General features: G+C 68.2%; 13 protein-coding genes and 1 pseudogene. 12 read left to right on the top strand and 2 right to left on the bottom strand.

Translation table 11 applies throughout. The features are described 5' to 3' along the window. Window positions 1-125 precede the first annotated feature (125 nt). From IEZ21_RS26840 to IEZ21_RS26890, 11 genes and pseudogenes are all read left to right on the top strand, one after another. The gene (locus IEZ21_RS26840) at window positions 126-1,061 is read left to right on the top strand and encodes a carbohydrate ABC transporter permease (protein ID WP_189324457.1); all 936 of its coding nucleotides are present in this window, start codon (window positions 126-128) and stop codon (window positions 1,059-1,061) included. Beyond that, window positions 1,058-1,954 carry a carbohydrate ABC transporter permease gene (locus IEZ21_RS26845; protein ID WP_373302306.1) on the top strand — a complete coding sequence of 299 codons (897 nt, stop codon included), beginning with the start codon at window positions 1,058-1,060 and terminating at the stop codon, window positions 1,952-1,954. The genes IEZ21_RS26840 and IEZ21_RS26845 overlap by 4 nt, the downstream gene beginning before the upstream one ends. Before the next feature lie 115 nt (window positions 1,955-2,069). Further along, a complete protein-coding gene (locus IEZ21_RS26850; protein ID WP_189324458.1) occupies window positions 2,070-3,245 on the top strand; it encodes a Gfo/Idh/MocA family protein in 1,176 nt (391 codons plus the stop codon). Continuing rightward, window positions 3,242-4,084: a DUF6807 domain-containing protein gene (locus IEZ21_RS26855; protein ID WP_189324459.1), complete on the top strand. Its 843-nt coding sequence runs from the start codon at window positions 3,242-3,244 to the stop codon at window positions 4,082-4,084. Before IEZ21_RS26850 ends, IEZ21_RS26855 begins: the two co-directional genes overlap by 4 nt. Beyond that, window positions 4,081-5,634 carry a glycoside hydrolase family 43 protein gene (locus IEZ21_RS26860; protein WP_189324460.1) on the top strand — a complete coding sequence of 518 codons (1,554 nt, stop codon included), beginning with the start codon at window positions 4,081-4,083 and terminating at the stop codon, window positions 5,632-5,634. The genes IEZ21_RS26855 and IEZ21_RS26860 overlap by 4 nt, the downstream gene beginning before the upstream one ends. Window positions 5,635-5,668: 34 nt before the next feature. Further along, window positions 5,669-6,769: pseudogene (locus IEZ21_RS26865) on the top strand (pectate lyase family protein); the annotation flags it as partial. A 127-nt stretch (window positions 6,770-6,896) separates the two neighbouring features. Then, window positions 6,897-8,258: an ABC transporter substrate-binding protein gene (locus IEZ21_RS26870; protein WP_189324462.1), complete on the top strand. Its 1,362-nt coding sequence runs from the start codon at window positions 6,897-6,899 to the stop codon at window positions 8,256-8,258. 172 nt (window positions 8,259-8,430) lie between these two features. Continuing rightward, window positions 8,431-9,231 carry a rhamnogalacturonan acetylesterase gene (locus IEZ21_RS26875; protein WP_189324463.1) on the top strand — a complete coding sequence of 267 codons (801 nt, stop codon included), beginning with the start codon at window positions 8,431-8,433 and terminating at the stop codon, window positions 9,229-9,231. Window positions 9,232-9,431: 200 nt separating this feature from the next. Then, window positions 9,432-10,736, top strand: a complete 1,305-nt coding sequence (locus IEZ21_RS26880) for a pectate lyase family protein (protein ID WP_189324464.1) — start codon at window positions 9,432-9,434, stop codon at window positions 10,734-10,736. Window positions 10,737-10,744: 8 nt separating this feature from the next. Then, entirely contained in the window at window positions 10,745-11,854 is a 1,110-nt protein-coding gene (locus IEZ21_RS26885) for a pectinesterase family protein (protein WP_189324551.1), read from the top strand. Beyond that, window positions 11,838-13,076: a dienelactone hydrolase family protein gene (locus tag IEZ21_RS26890; protein WP_189324465.1), complete on the top strand. Its 1,239-nt coding sequence runs from the start codon at window positions 11,838-11,840 to the stop codon at window positions 13,074-13,076. The genes IEZ21_RS26885 and IEZ21_RS26890 overlap by 17 nt, the downstream gene beginning before the upstream one ends. A gap of 122 nt (window positions 13,077-13,198) precedes the next feature. Here IEZ21_RS26890 and IEZ21_RS26895 read toward each other — a convergent pair whose 3' ends face one another. Further along, complete coding sequence (locus tag IEZ21_RS26895) at window positions 13,199-15,442, bottom strand: glycoside hydrolase family 43 protein (RefSeq protein WP_189324466.1); 2,244 nt, start codon at window positions 15,440-15,442, stop codon at window positions 13,199-13,201. 228 nt (window positions 15,443-15,670) lie between these two features. Between IEZ21_RS26895 and IEZ21_RS26900 the strand changes: the two genes are divergently transcribed. After that, entirely contained in the window at window positions 15,671-16,831 is a 1,161-nt protein-coding gene (locus IEZ21_RS26900) for a right-handed parallel beta-helix repeat-containing protein (protein WP_189324467.1), read from the top strand. A 115-nt stretch (window positions 16,832-16,946) separates the two neighbouring features. Here IEZ21_RS26900 and IEZ21_RS26905 read toward each other — a convergent pair whose 3' ends face one another. Beyond that, on the bottom strand, window positions 16,947-18,629 hold the full coding sequence (locus IEZ21_RS26905) for a rhamnogalacturonan lyase B N-terminal domain-containing protein (RefSeq protein WP_189324468.1): 1,683 nt from the start codon (window positions 18,627-18,629) through the stop codon (window positions 16,947-16,949). Window positions 18,630-18,657 lie beyond the last annotated feature (28 nt).

Raw genomic sequence — 18,657 nt, forward strand, 5'->3', positions numbered from 1 at the left:
ACAGCGCACCAGGCGCACCAGGCGCACCAGCACAGGGCACCAAGCGCACGAGCACAGCGCACCAAGCGCACAGCACGAGCGAGCGCGCACAGCACCACCCGCACCCCCGAGAACGGAGAACAGTCATGGCCCAAGCCGCAGCCGTGGCGAAAAAGCCCGCGCCACCCCGGCGGCGCCGCGGCTCAGCCACGCCACGCAGGCTCCCGTATCTGCTGATCGCCCCGGCGGGACTGCTGATGCTGGGCTTCATCGCCTACCCGGTGCTGAGCGTCTTCTACTACAGCCTGCAGGACTACAACCCCACCAAGCCCTGGCGGAACGGCTACGCGGGCTTCGAGAACTTCGTGTACGCCTTCACCGAGGACCCGCTGTTCTGGGACACGCTGATCTTCAGCGCCAAATGGGTCGTCGTCGAGGTCGGGCTGCAACTGCTGTTCGGTCTGGCGCTCGCGCTGATCGTCAACCAGACCTTCGTGGGGCGGTCGCTCGGCCGTGCCATGGTGTTCTCGCCGTGGGCCGTCTCCGGGGTGCTCACCTCCGCGATCTGGGTGCTGCTCTACAACTCCCAGACAGGCATCACCCGTTATCTCGCCGACATGGGGATCGGGGAGTACGGCACGAGCTGGCTGTCCGACACATCGACCGTCTTCCCGGCGGCGGTGGTCGCCGATCTCTGGCGCGGCGTCCCCTTCTTCGCGATCCTCATCCTCGCCGACCTCCAGTCCGTCTCGAAGGACCTGTACGAGGCCGCCGAGGTCGACGGGGCCAGCCGCTTCAAGCAGTTCCTTCACATCACGCTGCCGCACCTGAAGGACGCCATCATCCTGTCCACGCTGCTGCGCGCGGTGTGGGAGTTCAACAACGTCGACCTGCTCTACACCCTCACCGGCGGCGGACCCGCCGGCGAGACGACGACACTCCCGCTCTACATCGCCAACACCAGCGTCGACGCACACAACTTCGGCTACGCATCGGCCCTGACCACGGTGGCATTCGTGATCCTGCTCTTCTTCTCGATGGTCTATCTGCGGCTGAGCAAGTTCGGAGGTGACGACAAGTGAGCACCACAGAGGCCACCATGACGGCGCCCGCTCCCAAGGACGAGGCCCCCGCACCGCAGCGCCCGGCCAAGCGTCGCCGCGCCTGGGACGAAGTCCCGCGCTGGCAGATCTACTTCCCCCTCGGCATCTACCTGGTCTTCACGCTCGTCCCCTTCTACTGGATCCTCCTGTTCGCCCTGCGCGAGCCCGGCTCGACCTCGCTCGTGCCCTGGCCCATGACCTTCGAGCACTTCGAGAAGGTGTGGACGGAGCGCAGCTTCGGGACCTACTTCGAGAACAGCGTCTACGTAGGCATCGCCACCCTGGTGATGACCACGCTCGTCGCCCTCGCCGGCGGTTACGCCCTCGCCCGCTTCAACTTCAAGATCAAGCGCGCCTTCATGCTGGCGCTGCTGTGCTCCCAGTTCGTGCCCGGCGCGCTGCTCCTGGTTCCGCTGTTCCAGATCTTCGCCGAGCTCCAGATGATCAACTCGCTCGGCAGCGTCATCATCGCCGAGACCGTCTTCCAGCTGCCGCTGTCGATGATCCTGATCAGCGGCTTCATCCGGAACGTCCCGTACTCCCTCGAAGAGGCCGCCTGGGTCGACGGCTGCACCCGCTTCACCGGCTTCCGGGTCGTCGTCCTGCCGCTGCTGCGGCCCGGGTTGATCGCCGTCGGCTCCTTCGCCTTCGTGCACTCCTGGAACCACTTCCTGTTCGCCCTGATGTTCCTCAGCAACCAGGACAAGCAGACGATCCCCGTCGGACTCAACAGCCTGATGAGCGCCGACAGCGTCGACCTGGGCGCACTCGCCGCGGGCGGCATCATCGCGGCCGTGCCAGTCGTGATCGTCTTCGCCTTCATCCAGAAGTGGCTGATCACGGGCTTCAGCGCCGGGGCGGTGAAGGGATGAGAGCAGTACGCATCTTGCCGCCGCACACGAGAAGAGGGCACCGCCTCCTCCAAGTCGCCCTCACCTGCGGGCTGTTGGCCACCCAGGCGCGCGGCGCGGGAGCGGGGAGGATCCCATGACCACACCTGCGCCGATGACCACACCCGTACCGATCGTCCTCGCGGGCGCGCGCGGCCACGGAAGCTGGCATCTGAAGAACATCCGCCGCCTCCAGGACAAGGGCCTCGTACGCCTCGCCGGGATCTGCGAGCTGACGCCGCTCAGCGAGGAGGAGCTGGACTCCTTCGCCGCCGCGGGTCAACTGCCGGAGCAGTCCGCCGACTTCGGGGCGCTGCTGGACTCCACCGGTGCCGCGATCGCCGTGATCTGCACGCCGATCCACACCCATACCGACCTGGCACTGATCGCCGCCGGCAAGGGCGTACACCTGCTGCTTGAGAAGCCGCCCGCGCCGTCGTACGCCGAGTTCCGCCGGATGGCCGACGGGGTCGCGGCGGCCGGGGTGGTGTGCCAGATCGGGTTCCAGTCGCTCGGCTCGGGCGCCGTGCCCGCGATCCGGGAGCTGGTCGCCGAGGGCGCGATCGGCGAGGTGACCGGGATCGGGGCGGCCGGTGCCTGGGCGCGCGCCGAGGAGTACTACCGCCGCGCGCCCTGGGCGGGACGCCGCACGCTGAACGGCGCCGACGTCGTCGACGGTGCGCTGACCAACCCCCTCGCGCACGCCGTCGCCACCGCCCTCGCGCTCGACGGCGCCACCCGCGCCGAGGACATCACCGCCATCGAGGCCGAACTGCTGCGCGCCAACGCCATCGAGTCCGACGACACCTCGTGCGTACGCGTCACCACCGCGGTAGGCCGACGGGTCACCGTCGCCGCGACCCTGTGCGCCGAACGGCCCGACGAGCCGTATGTCCTCGTGCACGGCACCAGCGGCCGGATCACCTTCTGGTACAAGCAGGACCGGGTCCTCCTCCAGCGGTCCGGGCGTGGCCCCGAGGAGATCGAGTACGGCAGGACCGATCTGCTGGAGAACCTGGTCGAGCACCTCGAAGGCCGGGCCGAGCTGCTGGTCGCGCCCGAGTCGACGGGCGCGTTCATGCGGGTCGTCGAAGCGATTCGGCAGGCACCGGATCCCGTCGCACTCGCCGAGGACGACTGGTATCTGCTGCCCGAGGAGAACCGCCGGGTCGTCCGCGGCATCGACGCGCTTGTCAGGGCCGCCGCCGACACCCTCAGTCTCTACTCCGAGCTGGGCGCCTCCTGGGCGCTCCCGAACGAGGTGAGCACATGAGAGACGACTCCCTGGTCCTGCGTATCGCGGGCCGTCCCGTCGGCCGTTACGTCACCCGGCCCGAACTGCCGCCGAAGCTCTCGCCGCGTCCGTATCTGCACCCGGTCACCACCCTGGCGGGCACGGCCGTCACCGAGCTGAGCCCGGCCGACCACGTACACCACCTCGGCGTCGGTGTCGCCGTTCCCGACGTCGAGGGGCACAACTTCTGGGGCGGACGCACCTTCGTCCGCGACCAGGGCCCCACCGAGCTCGACAACCACGGCGCCCAACGGCACGCGGGATTCCAGCTGAGTGACCCGGACGGCTTCGTGGAGGAACTGCGCTGGATGGCCGCGGGCGGCGAGCTGCTGCGTGAGCGGCGTACCGTCGCGGCCACCGAACTCACCGACACCGCCTGGGCGTTGGACTTCACCTTCTCCCTCACCAACACCACGGACGGGCCCCTGTCGATCGGCAGCCCGGCCACGAACGGACGCCCCGGCGCGGCATACGGCGGCTTCTTCTGGCGCGCCCGCAAGGAGGCCGAGGCGCCCGCCGTGTTCACCCACGACACCGAGGGCGAGGACGCGGTGCACGGCAGGCGCGCCGACTGGCTCGCCCTCGCCGGCGCCACCTGGACCCTGGTGTTCGCCGGCGCCACCGAACAGACCCGCCGCGACCCGTGGTTCGTGCGCACCGCCGAGTACCCGGGCGTCGGCTCGTCCCTCGCCCACGACGAGCGCCTGCACATCCCGGCAGGCGACACCGTCGTACGCCGGATCGTCACCGTCATCGCCGACGGCCGCCTCGACCGGGGCGAGACGGCCGCCCTCGTCCGCAAGGCGGTGAGCCCATGAGCAGCCAGAGCGCACCCGCCTTCACCGCCGACCTCGGCGACGGGACCTACCGCAACCCGGTCCTGAACGCCGACTGGTCCGACCCCGACCTGATCCGTGTCGGCGACGACTACTACATGACCGCCTCCAGCTTCGGCCGCGCCCCCGGCCTGCCGCTGCTGCACTCCCGCGACCTGGTCAACTGGACGCTCGTCGGACACGCCCTCCAACTCCTCGAACCGGCAAAGGAGTTCAGGACTCCCCGGCACGACTGCGGAGTGTGGGCGCCGTCCTTACGGCATCACGACGACCGGTTCTGGATCTTCTGGGGCGACCCCGACCACGGCATCTACCAGATCAACGCCCCCGAGATACGCGGCCCCTGGACCCGCCCCCACCTGCTGAAGGAGGGCAAGGGACTCATCGACGCGTGCCCCCTGTGGGACGACGAGACCGGCGACGCATACCTCGTGCACGCCTGGGCCAAGTCCCGCTCCGGCATCAAGAACCGGCTCACCGGCCATCGCATGCGGCCCGACGCCACCGGGCTGCTCGACGAGGGCAAGGTGATCGTCGAAGGCGACCGCATCCCCGGCTGGTTCACCCTCGAAGGGCCGAAGCTGTACCGGCACGACGGCTGGTTCTGGATCTTCGCCCCCGCCGGGGGAGTGGCGACCGGCTGGCAGGGCGCCTTCCGCTCACGCGGCCTCTTCGGGCCGTACGAGGAGCGGATCGTGCTGGAGCAGGGCGACACCGACGTCAACGGCCCCCACCAGGGCGGCTGGGTGCGCACCCCCTCCGGTGAGGACTGGTTCGTCCACTTCCAGGAGAAGGGCGCGTACGGGAGGGTCGTCCACCTCCAGCCGATGCGCTGGGGTGCAGACGGCTGGCCCGTACTGGGTGCCGAGGGCGCCCCCGTCGACGTACACAAGAAGCCCGACCTGCCGCCTCAGCCACCATCCGCGCCGACCACCGACGACGACTTCCCCGGCGGACGCTTCGGGCGCCAGTGGCAGTGGACCGCCAACCCGCAGGACGGCTGGGCGACTTGGCACGCGGGCGACGGGCTCCGGCTGACCTGCGTACGGACGGCGGACGCGCACGATCTGCGCAAGCTGCCGAACGTACTTACGCAGCGCCTGCCCGGGACCCCTGCCACCGTCGAGGTCGAACTCGCCCTGTCCGGCGAGGCGCCCGGCGCCCGGGCCGGACTCGCCGTCCTCGGCGACGCGTTCAGCTGGATCGGGCTCCAGCGGGGCGCCGACGGGATGGTGCATCTCGTGCACCGGTTCGCCGAGTCCGTCGCCGAGAGGGAGCGCGATGCCGCGCATCCGAGGCTCGCCCCCGAGGGACGGGCGCGGCTGCGGATCGAGATCGGCGAGGGGGCGCGCTGCCGCTTCTTCTGCGACGTGGGGGAGGGGTGGCAGCCCTCCGGGCCGGTCTTCACCGCCACGCCCTGGCGCTGGGTCGGCGCCCTGCTCGGCCTGTTCGCACTCGCGCCGACCGGCGGGGGACACGCCGGCGCGGCCACCTTCACGCAGTTCCGCATCACCGCACGACCGACTTCCTGAACTCACTTCACGTGTACGCCTGTTGGGAGCCGCAATGACGCACCTCCGTAGCAAGCGCTTGCCGGGCCCGGAACCGGGGTCGAGACCGGGCCTGGGCAAGGCCCTGGTCACGGTCGCCGCCCTGGTGGCCTCGCTGGGGCTGGGAGCCTTCGCCCCGGCCGAAGCCGCGACCGATGCGGTGACCGAAGCCGGGACCGATGCGGCGACCAGTGGCACGGCAGCGCCTCGCTGGACCGACAAGGCGCACGGTTTCGCCTCCCTCGACGGCGGTACGACGGGAGGCGCCGGCGGCAAGGTCGTCACCGTGACCACCCAGGCCGACCTGGAGCGGTACGCGGCGGCCGAGGAGCCGTACGTCATCCGGGTCGCCGGGACGATCAAGGCCGAGCCGTTCGGCGCGAACGTCGTCGTCGCCTCGGACAAGACCATCATCGGCGTGGGCACTGCGGGGGAGCTGGTCCAGGGCGAGCTGAACCTCAAGCCCGGCACCCACAACGTGATCATCCGCAACCTGACGATCCGCGACTCGTACGTCGAGGGCAACTGGGACTGCAAGGACACCGACTTCGACGGTATCCAGATGGACACCGTCCACCACGTCTGGATCGACCACAACCGCTTCTCGCGGATCTGCGACGGCCAACTCGACGTCCGCAAGGACAGCGAGTACGTCACCGTCTCCTACAACCGCTTCGAGAACAACAACAAGACCATCGGCATCGGCTGGACGACGAACGTCAAGACGCAGATCACCATCGACCACAACCTGTTCAGCGGTACGAAGCAGCGCAACCCGTCCGCCGACAACTGCGCCTACGCACACCTCTACAACAACTACCTGACCGCGCAGGCCGATCCGGGCGACCCGGTGTGGACGTACGGCAACTGGTCGCGCGGACAAACCAAGATGGTCATCGAGAACAGCTACTACAAGGACGTCCAGCACCCCTACCAGGCCGACACCACCGCCGAGTTGGTGCAGCGCGGATCGATCCTGAAGAACACCAGCGGGCGGCATGAGGCGTGGGGCGCGGCCTTCGAGCCGCGGGCCTTCTACAAGTACGAGCTCCACCCGGCCGCCGCCGTGCCCGCACTCGTGAAGAAGTTCTCCGGACCACAAGCACGGATCGGCACCTGAAGGGCCGGTACGTGAAAGGCCACCAGCTGAACCCGATGCTCACGGTCACCGAGCCGTGTGCCCACAGACCCCCACAACGTCACTGCAACCCTCGCTGGATCCAGAAGAAGAAGAGAGCCGACCAATGAAGATCAGCATTCACCGGAGCAGCACAGGCGGGCGCCGTTCGGCCGCCGTCGTCGCCCTGAGCGCCGTGCTCGCGCTGACCGCCACCGCCTGCGGTGACGACGGCAGCGGGGCAGCGGGCGACAAGGGTGAAGAGGGCAGCGGCAAGGGCGAGATCGTCTTCTGGGACAACAACGGCGGTGTCCGCACCGACATCTGGAAGGAGATCATCGCCGACTTCGAGAAGGCCAACCCGGACATCAAGGTCGAGTACGTCGGGGTCGCCGCCACCGAGTACCAGTCCAAGGTCGACACCTCCCTCCAGGGCGGCGGCCTGCCGGACGTCGGCGGCGCCGGCGCGGCGATGCTCGCCGGTTTCGCCGCCCAGAACGCGCTGGAGCCGCTGGACGACCGCCTCGGCAAGTCCTCCCTCAACGGCAAGCTCAACGAGGACATGGTCAAGTCGCTGAAGTCCGCCGGCGGCGACGACGACAAGCTGTACTCGATCCCGACCTCCGCCAACAACGGTGTCCTCTACTACCGGACCGACCTGTTCGAGAAGGCGGGCCTGGACGAGCCGAGCACCTGGGACAAGTTCTACGAGGCCGCGGAGAAGCTCACCAACAAGGGCAAGAACGAGTTCGGCTACACCATCCGCGGTGGCGCCGGGTCCATCGCCCAGGCGCTGGACGCGATGTACGGGCAGTCCGGCATCACGTCCTTCTGGGACTCCAGCGGCGAGAAGACCACGGTCAACGACCCGAAGAACGTGGAGGCGCTGGAGAAGTACGTCGGCCTCTACAAGAAAGTCACTCCGGCCGCAGACCTCAACAACGACTTCACCAAGATGGTCTCCCAGTTCGACTCCGGAACCATCGGCATGCTGAACCACAACCTGGGTTCCTACCAGGACCACGTGAAGGCCTTCGGCGTCGAGAAGTTCCGGGGCATCCCGCAGCCGATCGGTCCCGGCGGCAAGCGGGTCCAGGTCTCCAACCCGGTCGACGGCCTCGGCCTGTTCAAGAGCTCCAAGAACAAGGAAGCCGCCTGGAAGTTCATCGAGTTCGCCACCTCGCACGCGGAGAACTCCAAGTTCAACCAGTCGGCGGGGCAGGTGCCGGCCAACACCGATGCCGCGAAGGACGCGTGGGTCTCCGAGGCCGAGCCGACCAAGCTCGCGGCCGACGCGCTCAGTGACGGTTCCACGACCATCGTTCAGCTGCCGTACTACCTGCCGGACTGGAACAACCTCAGCAAGGCCGACAACGAGCCCGCGTTCCAGAAGGTGATGAACGGGGACACGAGCGCCAAGGACTTCCTGGACACGTTCGCCAAGCAGCTCAATGAGGCGCAGGCGGAGTGGAACGAGCAGAAGGGCTAGACGCTCCGCTGCGAGGCCGGTTTGAAGCTGCGGGTCCATTGTGGCTTGTCGCGCAGTTCCCCGCGCCCCTAAGAGGCCTGCGGCCTCCTTCGGGGCGCGGGGGTCCTCCCTCGTTTGAAAGGCACCGCTGAACGTTCCTGTCCCGCACGCCTGTTGAGAAAGGCACACCGTCGTGTCGCTCACCCGTAGACAGGTCAGTACGGCTGCTCTTGCCGCCGTTCCGCTCGCCGTCGCCGCGAGCGGGCCCGCCGTCGCCGCTACGCCAAAACGTGGTGCCAGGCGGACCCTCTTCATCGCCGGTGACTCCACCGCCGCTCAGAAGTACGCCGACGCCGCGCCCGAGACCGGGTGGGGTATGGCCCTCCCGTTCTTTCTGCGCCGTGACCTACAGGTCGCCAATCACGCGGTGAACGGCCGGAGTTCGAAGAGTTTCGTCGACGAGGGGCGCCTTGACGTCATCCTCGGGGCGATCCGGCCCGGAGACCTCCTTCTCGTGCAGTTCGGTCACAACGACTCGAAGACCGCCGACCCCGCGCGGTACACCGAGCCCTGGACGACGTACCAGGACTACCTCCGTCAGTACGTCGACGGGGCGCGGGCCCGTGGTGCCCGGCCCGTGCTCGCCACCTCCGTGGAGCGCAGGAAGTTCGACGCCGACGGGAACACCGTGCGCACGCACGGCGACTATCCGGCGTCGATGCGGGCTTTCGGCGCCCAGGAGGGCGTCGCTCTGCTCGACACCGAGGCGTTGTCGCTGGCGCTGTGGCAGAAGCTCGGCGTCGAGGAGACGAAGAAGTACTTCAACTGGACCGCTTCCGAGCAGGACAACACGCACTTCAACCCTCCGGGTGCGATTGCCGTGGCCCGGCTGATCGCGGGGGAGTTGCTGCACCGCCGGGTGCTGGCGCCGCGGGACGCTCGTCGCTTGGACGATGAGATTCCGGAGTCTTGGATTACGTGGCCCAACGTGTAGAGGCTGCGCCCCAGGCCCCCGCCAGGGGGTGGTGGGTGACAGCCGTGTCGCGACTGCGGGCCCGTTGTGGCTGGTCGCTCCCCCACTCTCGGCTGCGCTCGAGCGGGGGGACCCCCATCGCGGCGGAGCCGCAAATCGATACAGCCCCGCGCCCCTGAAGGGGCGCCCCCATACCCGCACTTTGGAAGGAACCCGTACTCATGCGCACCCGCAACTGGCATGCCCATGCCATTACCGCTGTCGTCGGCTGTACCGCCCTCGTTCTCACCCTTACCGGCCCCACCGCCCAGGCCAAGCCCCGCGACCTCGGTCGCGAGACCCTCGCCGCCGGCGACGGGTGGGGCTCGGAGGGTGTCGGCACCACCGGTGGATCCGCCGCCGATGCCGCGCACGTCTACACCGTCACCACCTGGGCCGAGTTCAAGGCTGCGCTGAAAGCCGGTGGTGACGCGCCCAAGATCATCAAGGTCAACGGCATGATCGACGCCGTCTCCGAGGGCTGCGAGGCCTTCGTCACCGGCGGCTACGACCTCCAGCAGTACCTCAAGGACTACGACCCGGCCGTCTGGGGCAACGACGAGGTCGCCAGCGGTCCGCAGGAGGACGCGCGGGTCGCGTCCGCCGCCAAGCAGGACTCGGAGATCAAGGCCAACATCCCCAGCAACACCACCATCGTCGGCGTCGGCAAGAACTCCGGCATCCTCGGCGGCAGCCTCCAGATCAAGGGCGTCTCGAACGTCATCATGCGCAACCTCACCATCGAGGCCCCGCTCGACTGCTTCCCGAAGTGGGACCCGACCGACGACAACAAGACCGGCAACTGGAACTCCGAGTACGACGCCGTGGTCGTCTACGGCACCGACCACGTGTGGCTCGACCACAACACGTTCACCGACGGGCGCTACCCCGACAGCGAGCGGCCGGTCTACTTCGGCAAGGTCTTCCAGCAGCACGACGGGCTGACGGACATCGTGCGCGGCTCCAACTACGTGACCGTGTCCTGGAACCGCTTCCAGGACCACGACAAGAACATGCTGATCGGAAACGGCGACGGCCTCGCCGCCATCGACGCCGGCAAGCTCAAGGTCACCATGCACCACAACCGCTTCGACGGGATCCTCCAGCGCTCTCCGCGTGTGCGGTTCGGACAGGTCGACGTCTACAACAACCACTACGTGGTGAACGAGGACCAGAAGGACGACTACTACGTCTTCGGTGTCGGCATCAACTCGCAGCTGTACGCCAGCCACAACGCGCTCTCGCTGCCGCCCGGCACCAGTGTCGGCAAGGCGCTGAAGAAGTGGAACGAGTCCCCGCTGACCGCCGAGAAGAACTACGTCAACGGGAAGCTGACGGACCTGATCGCCGTGCACAACGCGGAGATCCCCGAGGAGACGTTGCAGCGGGGCACCGGCTGGACGCCGACGCTGCGCAAGAAGGTCGACTCTCCGAAGGCCGTGCCGGGGATCGTCGGCCGCGGCGCTGGTGCCGGAAAGGTCCGCTGACGATGAGCATGCCGACATCACTCAGCAGGCGGTCGTTCGGCGTCGCGAGCGTCGGGGCCGTGCTCGCGCTGGGGCTCGACGGGACCGCCCAGGCGCGTGGGCGGTCCCCGTTCGGGCGCTTCGGGTCGCCGGCAGCACGGCTGACCGAGCGGACCCTGTACGTCCACCCGGGCGGAGCCGGGGACTTCACCACCGTCCAGGCCGCCGTGGACGCCGCCTCCGGTGCCGGATACACGCTGGTCATCGCCCCGGGAACGTACCGGGAGATCGTCAAGATCCCCGCGGTCAGTGCCGGGCTCACGCTTGTCGGAGCCAGCGAGAACCCCCGTGACGTCGTGATCGTCTATGACAACGCGGCGGGCACGATGAAGCCCGACGGCTCCGGTACGTACGGCACTTCGGGCTCCGCCACCACCACCCTGCAAGCGGCTGACCTCACCGCCCGCTGGATCACCTTCGCCAATGACTGGCTGCGCGCGGACCACCCGGAGATCACCGGGACACAGGCGGTCGCCGTCAAGGTGATGGGCGACCGCTCGGCGTTCTTCCACTGCCGGTTCCTGGGCCACCAGGACACGCTGTACGCGGACTCGCTGAACCTCTCGCTCTTCGCCCGCCAGTACTTCGCGCACTGCTACGCCGAGGGTGACGTCGACTTCGTCTTCGGTCGGGCCACCGCCGTGTACGAGCACTGCCGCTTCCACACGCTGGACCGGGACGTCGACTTCACGCCCAAGGGCATGGTGTTCGCGCCGTCCACGGCCGGTGCCAACCCGTACGGCTACCTGGCCGTGAAGTGCCGTATCACCAGCGGCGCGGAGGACGGGGCGTACAAGCTGGCCCGGCCCTGGGTGCCGAGTTCCGACACCACGGCCCGGCCTGCCCTCGTGGTCCGCGACACCTGGATGGGCCCGGGCATCGACGCGGCCGTGCCGTACACCAACATGTCCTCCGGCTTCCCCTGGCAGGACCAGCGGTTCGCCGAGTACCGCAACACGGGACCCGGCGCCAAGATCCTTGTTCCGGAGAACCGGCCTCAACTGACCGTTGTTGAAGCCGGGTTGCACACCCGTGAGACGTATCTCGGGGACTGGAGGCCCTATGCGCGGCGACGCTGACCGGGCTCCGGTCGGGAGGCGGGCCTTCGTCGCGGGAGCGGGCGCCGCGCTGTGGGCCGCACAGTCCGGTACCGGTATGTCCGGGCCTGCGATCGCCGCCGAACCACCGGCCGGTGCAGCGGTGATCGCGGGCTCAGCGGGGACAGGCGTGGCAGGAGGCATCGTCGAAGGCAACCTTCCCGACTTCCACCCTGCCCTCAAGGACGAGCTCCGCTTTCCCCTCGCCTGGGGCAACTCCCCGATCCGTGACTTCCGGGCCTGGCGCCGCACCGCCCGCGCCAAGGTCGAGGAACTGCTTGTCGCCGGTCGCGACGACACCGCGTACGCACCCGAGTTCGGCGACCGTGCCGAGGCCGACGGGTATACGCGGGAACTCGTCACCTTCGGCCTCACCCGTTACGGCCGGGTCCGCGGCGCCCTGCTCACTCCGCACGGCTCCGGCCCCTTCCCCGCTGTGCTGCTCCTCCACGACCACGGCTCGAAGTTCGACATCGGGAAGGAGAAGCTGGTCAGGCCCTGGTACGACGGCGAGGCCCGGTTACCGTCCGCGCTGGAGTGGGCGGACCGCTGCTTCAGCGGGCGGTTCGTCGGCGACGAGCTGGCCCGGCGCGGGTACGTCGTACTCGCCGTGGACGCCCTCGGCTGGGGCGACCGCGGCCCCCTCGTCTACGAGCAACAGCAGGCGCTCGCAAGCAACCTGTACAACCTCGGTTCGTCCCCCGCCGGGCTCATGGCCCGCGAGGACGTACGCGCCGCCCGTTTCCTGGCCGGCCTCGACCGCGTGGACCGGCGGCGCGTCGCGGCCCTCGGCTTCTCCATGGGGGCCTACCGGGCCTGGCAGACCGCCGCGCTCAGCGACGACATCGCGGCCGGGGTGAGCGTGTGCTGGATGACCGGGCTCAAGGAGATGATGGTGCCCGGCAACAACACGCTGCGTGGCCAGTCCGCGTTCCACATGCTCCACCCCGGGCTTGCCCGCCATCTCGACATCCCGGATGTGGCGAGCATCGCGGCCCCGAAGCCGATGCTGTTCTTCAATGGCGGCTTGGACACGCTGTTTCCCCCGGAGGGCGTGCGGGTGGCTTATGGCAAGCTGCGCCTCGTTTGGCGCGCTTGCCGGGCCGAGGAGCGGTTGCGGTTGAAGACGTGGCCCGAGGTGGGCCACGTCTTCAACGACCGTATGCAGGACGAGGTCTACGCATGGCTGGACGAGGTCCTGTGAGGCATGTTCGAACCTGCGGGTCCGTCGTGGCTGGTCGCGCCCACGCGGCGGAGCCGCAAATCGATACAGCCCCGCGCCCCTGAAAGGAAGGCCTGCGGCCTCCTTTCAGGGGCGCGGCGCCGTTACCTGCGTACCGGCCTGATCGACTCCAGCGTCGGTACCACCGGCTTGATCGTGCCGTCCGCCGCGAACTCCATGCGGTCGATCGTCGTCTCGCGGTGTGTGCCGTCGCCGCCCGACTTGCCGGGGCCGTTCAGCGCGAAGCGGTGGTAGACCATGTACCAGTCGTCCGTGCCGGGGGCGTTCACCACCGAGTGGTGGCCGGTGGCCTTGATGCCGTACTCCGGGCGCTTGGACAGGATCGTGCCCTTCTTGGTCCACGGGCCGAGCGGGGACGGGCCGGTGGCGTACGCGACGTGGTAGTTCTCGCTGCGCGTGTCGTCCTCGGACCACATGTAGTAGTACGTGCCCTTCCGCTTCACCACGAAGGCGCCCTCGCGGAAGTTGTCCGGGGTGATGTCCTGCACCTTGGTCGTGTCGAACGACACCATGTCGTCGTTCAGCGGGACGACGTAGCCGCGCCCGTTGCCCCAGTACAGATACGACTGCCCGTCGTCGTCCGTGAAGACCGAGGGGTCGATCATCTGGCCCTGGAACTGGCCCCCCTTGGCGACCAGCGGCTTGCCCAGCGCGTCCTTGAACGGGCCGGCGGGGGAGTCCGCGACCGCAACGCCGATCTGCTGCTCAGCACAGAAGTAGAAGTAGTACTTGCCGTCGCGCTCCGCGATCGCCGGCGCCCAGGCGTTCTTGTCGGCCCAGGACACGTCAGGACCCAGGTCGAGGATCTCGCCGTGGTCCTTCCAGTGCACCAGATCCTTCGATGAGAAGGCCTTGAACTTGGTCCCGCTCCAGCCGGGGAAGCCGTCCGTCGTCGGGTAGATCCAGTAACGGCCGTTCATGTACTTGACGTCGGGGTCCGCGTAAAGGCCGGGCAGGACAGGACTGCGCGTAGGCACCGCCTCCACCGTCCACTTGCGGCTCGTCCCGTCCGCCGCCGTCACGGTGTACGTCTGCGGCTTGCGGAAGTCGCGGCGCGTACCCGAGGCCGGGCTGACCTTGGCGCCCGCGCCGACCGCCAGCTTCGGGGCGAGGCGCCTGAGATCGGCGTCCGGCTCCATCGGCAGGACGACCTTGTTAGAACCCTCCGTGACGATCGCGTACCCCTCCTGGTCCTTCGCCGTCACGTCGACGATCGAGGTGGGACTCGCGGGATACGCGGCCAGCAGCCGGTCGTACTCCTTCTGCGTCACCGGCATGACCGTGCCGTGGCGCGGGCTGGTGGGCAGCTGGTAGTCCTGCGACGGGGTCCACTTGCCCGAGTCGAGGTCTGTGGTCTCGAAGGGGAGGTAGCCCCGGCCGCCGTACTCGTCGATGAACAGGTACCACTTCTCCTCGGTGTTGGACTTGAACACCGTCGGGCCCTCGCCGCGGTCCATCGCCCCGTTGCCGATGCAGTCCGCGACGAAGTCGTACTTCGTGGAGGTCAGCGTCCTCGACTTCTCCCCGGTGATGAACTTCGCGCAGGGGCTGGAGGAGTTCGGGTCGCGCTCGTCCTTGGTGTAGCGGTAGTAAGTGCCCTTGTGCTGTACGACTGTTGAGTCGATGACCGAGTAGCCGGGGTCGTTCCAGACCTTGGGCTCGCTGAAGGTGCGGAAGTCCTTCGTGGTCGCGTACATCATTTTGTTGTACGTCGAGCCGGTGTGGTCCGGGTCGTCGTCGGCGTACAGCTTCGAGGCCCAGAAGACGACGAACTCGCCGAGCTTCTCGTCCCAATAGGCCTCAGGAGCCCAGGTGTTGCCCGCGTTGTCGGGGGAGACCTTCACCAGGCGCTGGTCGGTCCAGTTCACCAGGTCCGTGGACTCCCAGACCATGATGGACTTGCTGCCGTGGCGCTGGACGTCGTCCCAACTGCCGCTGCTGTTCTGGTACATGCGCAGATCGGTCGCGATCATGTAGAACTTGTCGCCCTCGGGGGCGCGGATCACGAACGGGTCCCGCAGGCCCTTCTCGCCGATGGTGGAGGTGAGCACCGGCTTTCCGGCGTTCAGCTCCCGCCAGTGCAGCGGGTCGTTGCCGCGGCTGAGGGCATAGCGGATCTGCTCGCCGTCGGCCGTGCCCTCACCGGTGAAGTATGCGAAGAGATAGCCCGCGTACTTCGGCTTGGCCTTCTGCATGGCTCTCTCCGCTTTGCCGGCTGGCTGTGCTCCGGATTGTGCTGGACTTGGCGGGGCTGCCAGCAGGCTCAGGAACAGGGCGAGCAGCGCTGTCAGGGACGTCAGGAGCGTGCGGGCGGTGCGGGGTCGCATGACACATCCTGTGGGAGTCTGGTGGTTTCTGTTGGGCTGAACTGCCCTGGAGTTTCACCAGTGGGGGACGGTGCGTCAATCGGTGCGACCGGGACCGGGGTGATCGAAAGTTTCGATTGCTTTTCGCGTGGGCCCGGCAACCTTTTCCGGCCATGGCGGCGACCTGGGTGTACAGAGGTGAGCCCTCGGCCCGCCTCTCGTCCCTAACCTCCAGGAAAGGAACGCCCCGTGCTTCAGAGCACTGGACGCCACCGCAGGACCCGCACCCTCTCCGTCGCCGCAGCGGTGGCCGTCGCCGCGGGGGCGGGCGGCGTTCACCTCGGCTTCTCGGAGGACGGAGCCAGCGCCGCCGCCCCCACCAAGACGGTCACCGTGTCCAGCACCGCTCAGCTGGAAGCCGCCGTCAAGGCCGCCACGGCCGGCACCGTCATCCAGGTGCGCGGCGGCACGTACTATCCGACGCGGACCCTCAAGTCCTCGGTGAACGGCACCAGTTCGGCCCGTATCACCCTCAAGGCCGCGGCCGGGGCGAAGGTGCGGATCGACGGCTCGAAGCTGCCCGACGGCTCCTGGCTGGCCGGGATCTACGGCGACTACTGGACCGTCGCGAACATCACCTGGCAGAACTCGCCGGCTCAGGGCTTCGTCGCCACCTCCTCCGTCGGCGGAGTGTTCAAGAACCTCGTCACCGCGCACAACGGCGACTCCGGCTTCACCCTGCGCGGCGACGGCACCACGAACAACCTCGTGCGGAACCTGGACAGTTACGGCAACTACGACCCGTCGGGCCACGGCCAGAACGCCGACGGGATCGCCGTCAAGTTCGGCTCCGGCACCGGCAACAAGATCACCGGCGCCCGCCTCTACAACAACTCGGACGACGGCCTCGACCTGTGGCAGTTCTCCAGCCCGGTCACCATCGAGCACTCCTGGGCGTACGGAAACGGCGGAAACCGCTGGAAGGACCCGGACTTCGAGGGCAACGGCAACGGCTTCAAGCTCGGTGGCGGAGGCGCCTCGGTCGCCCACGTCGTCACTCACAACGCGGCCTGGAACAACACGAAGCACGGCTTCACCGAGAACTCCAACACCGGTGCCATGAGCCTGAACCGCAACACCGCCTACGCCAACGCCGGCTCCGGCTACTACTTCGCCACCGGCAAGGCCCGGCTCGGCAAGAACCTCGCGGTGCGCAACAAGGGCGGTCTGAGCAAGCTCGGCCCGTCCACCGTCTCCGCGGGCAACAACTGGGACAAGGGCATCGCCACCCCGGCCCTCAAGTCCACGAAGGCGTCCACCGCGTACGGCGCCCGCAAGCCGAACGGCTCACTGCCCACGACGACGTTCCTGACGACAGGCTCCACCACCATCGGTTCGACGATGAACTGATCCTCCCGCTCCCCCCACGGGCCCATCCCCCCACGGCCCATGAGAACGCCCCCGCCGAGACCTCCCAAGTCCGGCGGGGGCGTTTCCCCTTGCTACTGGCCCGCGTGGGGGTGGCTCAGGCCAGCAGATCCATGCAGTCGAACGACGTGCCCGGGCTGAGGAACCCGGTTCCGGTGGAGCCGCTGACGATGTTCAGCTTCAGCACGTTGTACTGACTGGTGTCCGACTTCCACGCGCTCGCCGGCACGTTGTACGTGAACGTGTGGTTGTTGCCCCGGTACGAGCCCGTCGTCAGGGACCGCGTCGAGGGCTGCGACGGCGCCGAAGGGATCGCCGACACCCAGTCGTTGACCGTCACGCGCGGACGCCCGTTGATGAGGGCGGTGGTCACGCCGATGCGCAGGGTGTGCGCGGCGGCGGCCTGGGCGGCGGTCAGCTTGAAGTACACGAGGATGCCGTCGTTGACGTCCTTCCACATGTACGCCGGGAACGACGCGGCCGCGTCACCGCTGCCTATGGTGACGTTGCCCGTCCACTTCGACGCGCGCACGTCGGACGGATGCGCGTACGTCATCAGCTTGGCGTTCTTGAACTCGCCGGGCGTACCGTCCCAGTTCCCGAGCCGCCAGATCGTGTCGGCGCTGCTCGGGTCGTCGCTGACGGTGAGGGTGTTCAGGGCCGTGGTACCGCCCGCCGTCACCTTCACCTCCCGGGTGTGCACGGCCAGTTCACCCTTGAAGACGGTGAGCGTGTACGTCCCCGGCAGCATGCCCGCGCAACTGAAAGCACCCGTGCCCGCAGCGGCCTTCGTCCAGTACTGCGCGTCGTCGTTGGCGAAGCCCACGGTGTACGCGTAGTCGGCGTCCATGCCCTTCAGCCCGACGCCCGACACCTTGCCGCGGCCGGACCTGCCGACCCAGCCGGAGATGCCGAGGCCGTCCACCCACGAGGTGTCGAGGTTCTTCGCGAACAGCGACGACGCCGGCGTACCCCCGTCGGTGAAGGACAGGACGTACGGACCCTGCAGACCGAAGCGCATCGCCTCGGTCTGCGACTGGTTGTAGTGCAGGATCTCGTACAGGCCCACGCCGCCGTCGTTCGAGTGGCGCAGCAGCGAGCGGTAGAACGGGCCGCCCGACGCCTTCTCGTGGTTGGAGCGGACCATCCAGAGCCCCACCGAGCCGGTGGTGTAGCCGATGTAGTCGTAGTCCATGACCCGCACGCCCGAGTAGTGCTTGGAGCGGGTCTGGCCGTTCGACTTCTTCCAGACGTCGCCCGCCTCGATGATCGTGTCGGAGGCCTCCACCCAGGAGTCCGGGCCCTCGTTCGGGAAGATCCCCGCCTTGATCCGGGCGATGTAGCGGGTCGCCGTGAACGACGTGTCGGCCTTGTTCGTCCACATGTAGACGTTGTCCTGGCCCTTGCGCGCCGCGTAGTAGTGCTTGAGCGTGCCGTGCACCACGCTGACCAGGATCGTGTTCCCGGACTGCTTGATGGTCACGGTCGACGAGCCGAGCCCCGACTCCACGTGCGAGTGCCTGCCGCCGTAGCCCTCATACTCCTTGCCCCTGTAGACCAGCGAGGTCAGATCGCCGGTCGACTTGGAGATCTTGAAGACGAGGGAGGCGCCCGTGTCGATCACATGGTTCCTGCCGTCGTCGGAGTGGCCGAAGGTCGCGGCCGACGCCGAGGAGAGCAAGCCGGTGCCGGCCGCGACCGCCGCGCCGGAGCCGGCCACGCCCACGGCGGACGCGGCAAGCAGACGGCGACGGGTGAGGTGCTTTCTGTGCGTGCTCAAGAGTGGTGCTCCAGGTGCTGGATCACGT

This window comes from Streptomyces flaveus, from assembly GCF_014647675.1.
GTDB lineage: Bacteria > Actinomycetota > Actinomycetes > Streptomycetales > Streptomycetaceae > Streptomyces > Streptomyces flaveus.

Coding starts and splice junctions, on each gene's coding strand:
- IEZ21_RS26880 (WP_189324464.1), top strand. CDS start 9,432: ATGCGCACCCGCAACTGGCATGCCCATGCCATTACCGCTGTCGTCGGC.
- IEZ21_RS26885 (WP_189324551.1), top strand. CDS start 10,745: ATGCCGACATCACTCAGCAGGCGGTCGTTCGGCGTCGCGAGCGTCGGG.
- IEZ21_RS26870 (WP_189324462.1), top strand. CDS start 6,897: ATGAAGATCAGCATTCACCGGAGCAGCACAGGCGGGCGCCGTTCGGCC.
- IEZ21_RS26860 (WP_189324460.1), top strand. CDS start 4,081: ATGAGCAGCCAGAGCGCACCCGCCTTCACCGCCGACCTCGGCGACGGG.
- IEZ21_RS26895 (WP_189324466.1), bottom strand. CDS start 15,442: ATGCGACCCCGCACCGCCCGCACGCTCCTGACGTCCCTGACAGCGCTG.
- IEZ21_RS26850 (WP_189324458.1), top strand. CDS start 2,070: ATGACCACACCTGCGCCGATGACCACACCCGTACCGATCGTCCTCGCG.
- IEZ21_RS26890 (WP_189324465.1), top strand. CDS start 11,838: ATGCGCGGCGACGCTGACCGGGCTCCGGTCGGGAGGCGGGCCTTCGTC.
- IEZ21_RS26840 (WP_189324457.1), top strand. CDS start 126: ATGGCCCAAGCCGCAGCCGTGGCGAAAAAGCCCGCGCCACCCCGGCGG.
- IEZ21_RS26855 (WP_189324459.1), top strand. CDS start 3,242: ATGAGAGACGACTCCCTGGTCCTGCGTATCGCGGGCCGTCCCGTCGGC.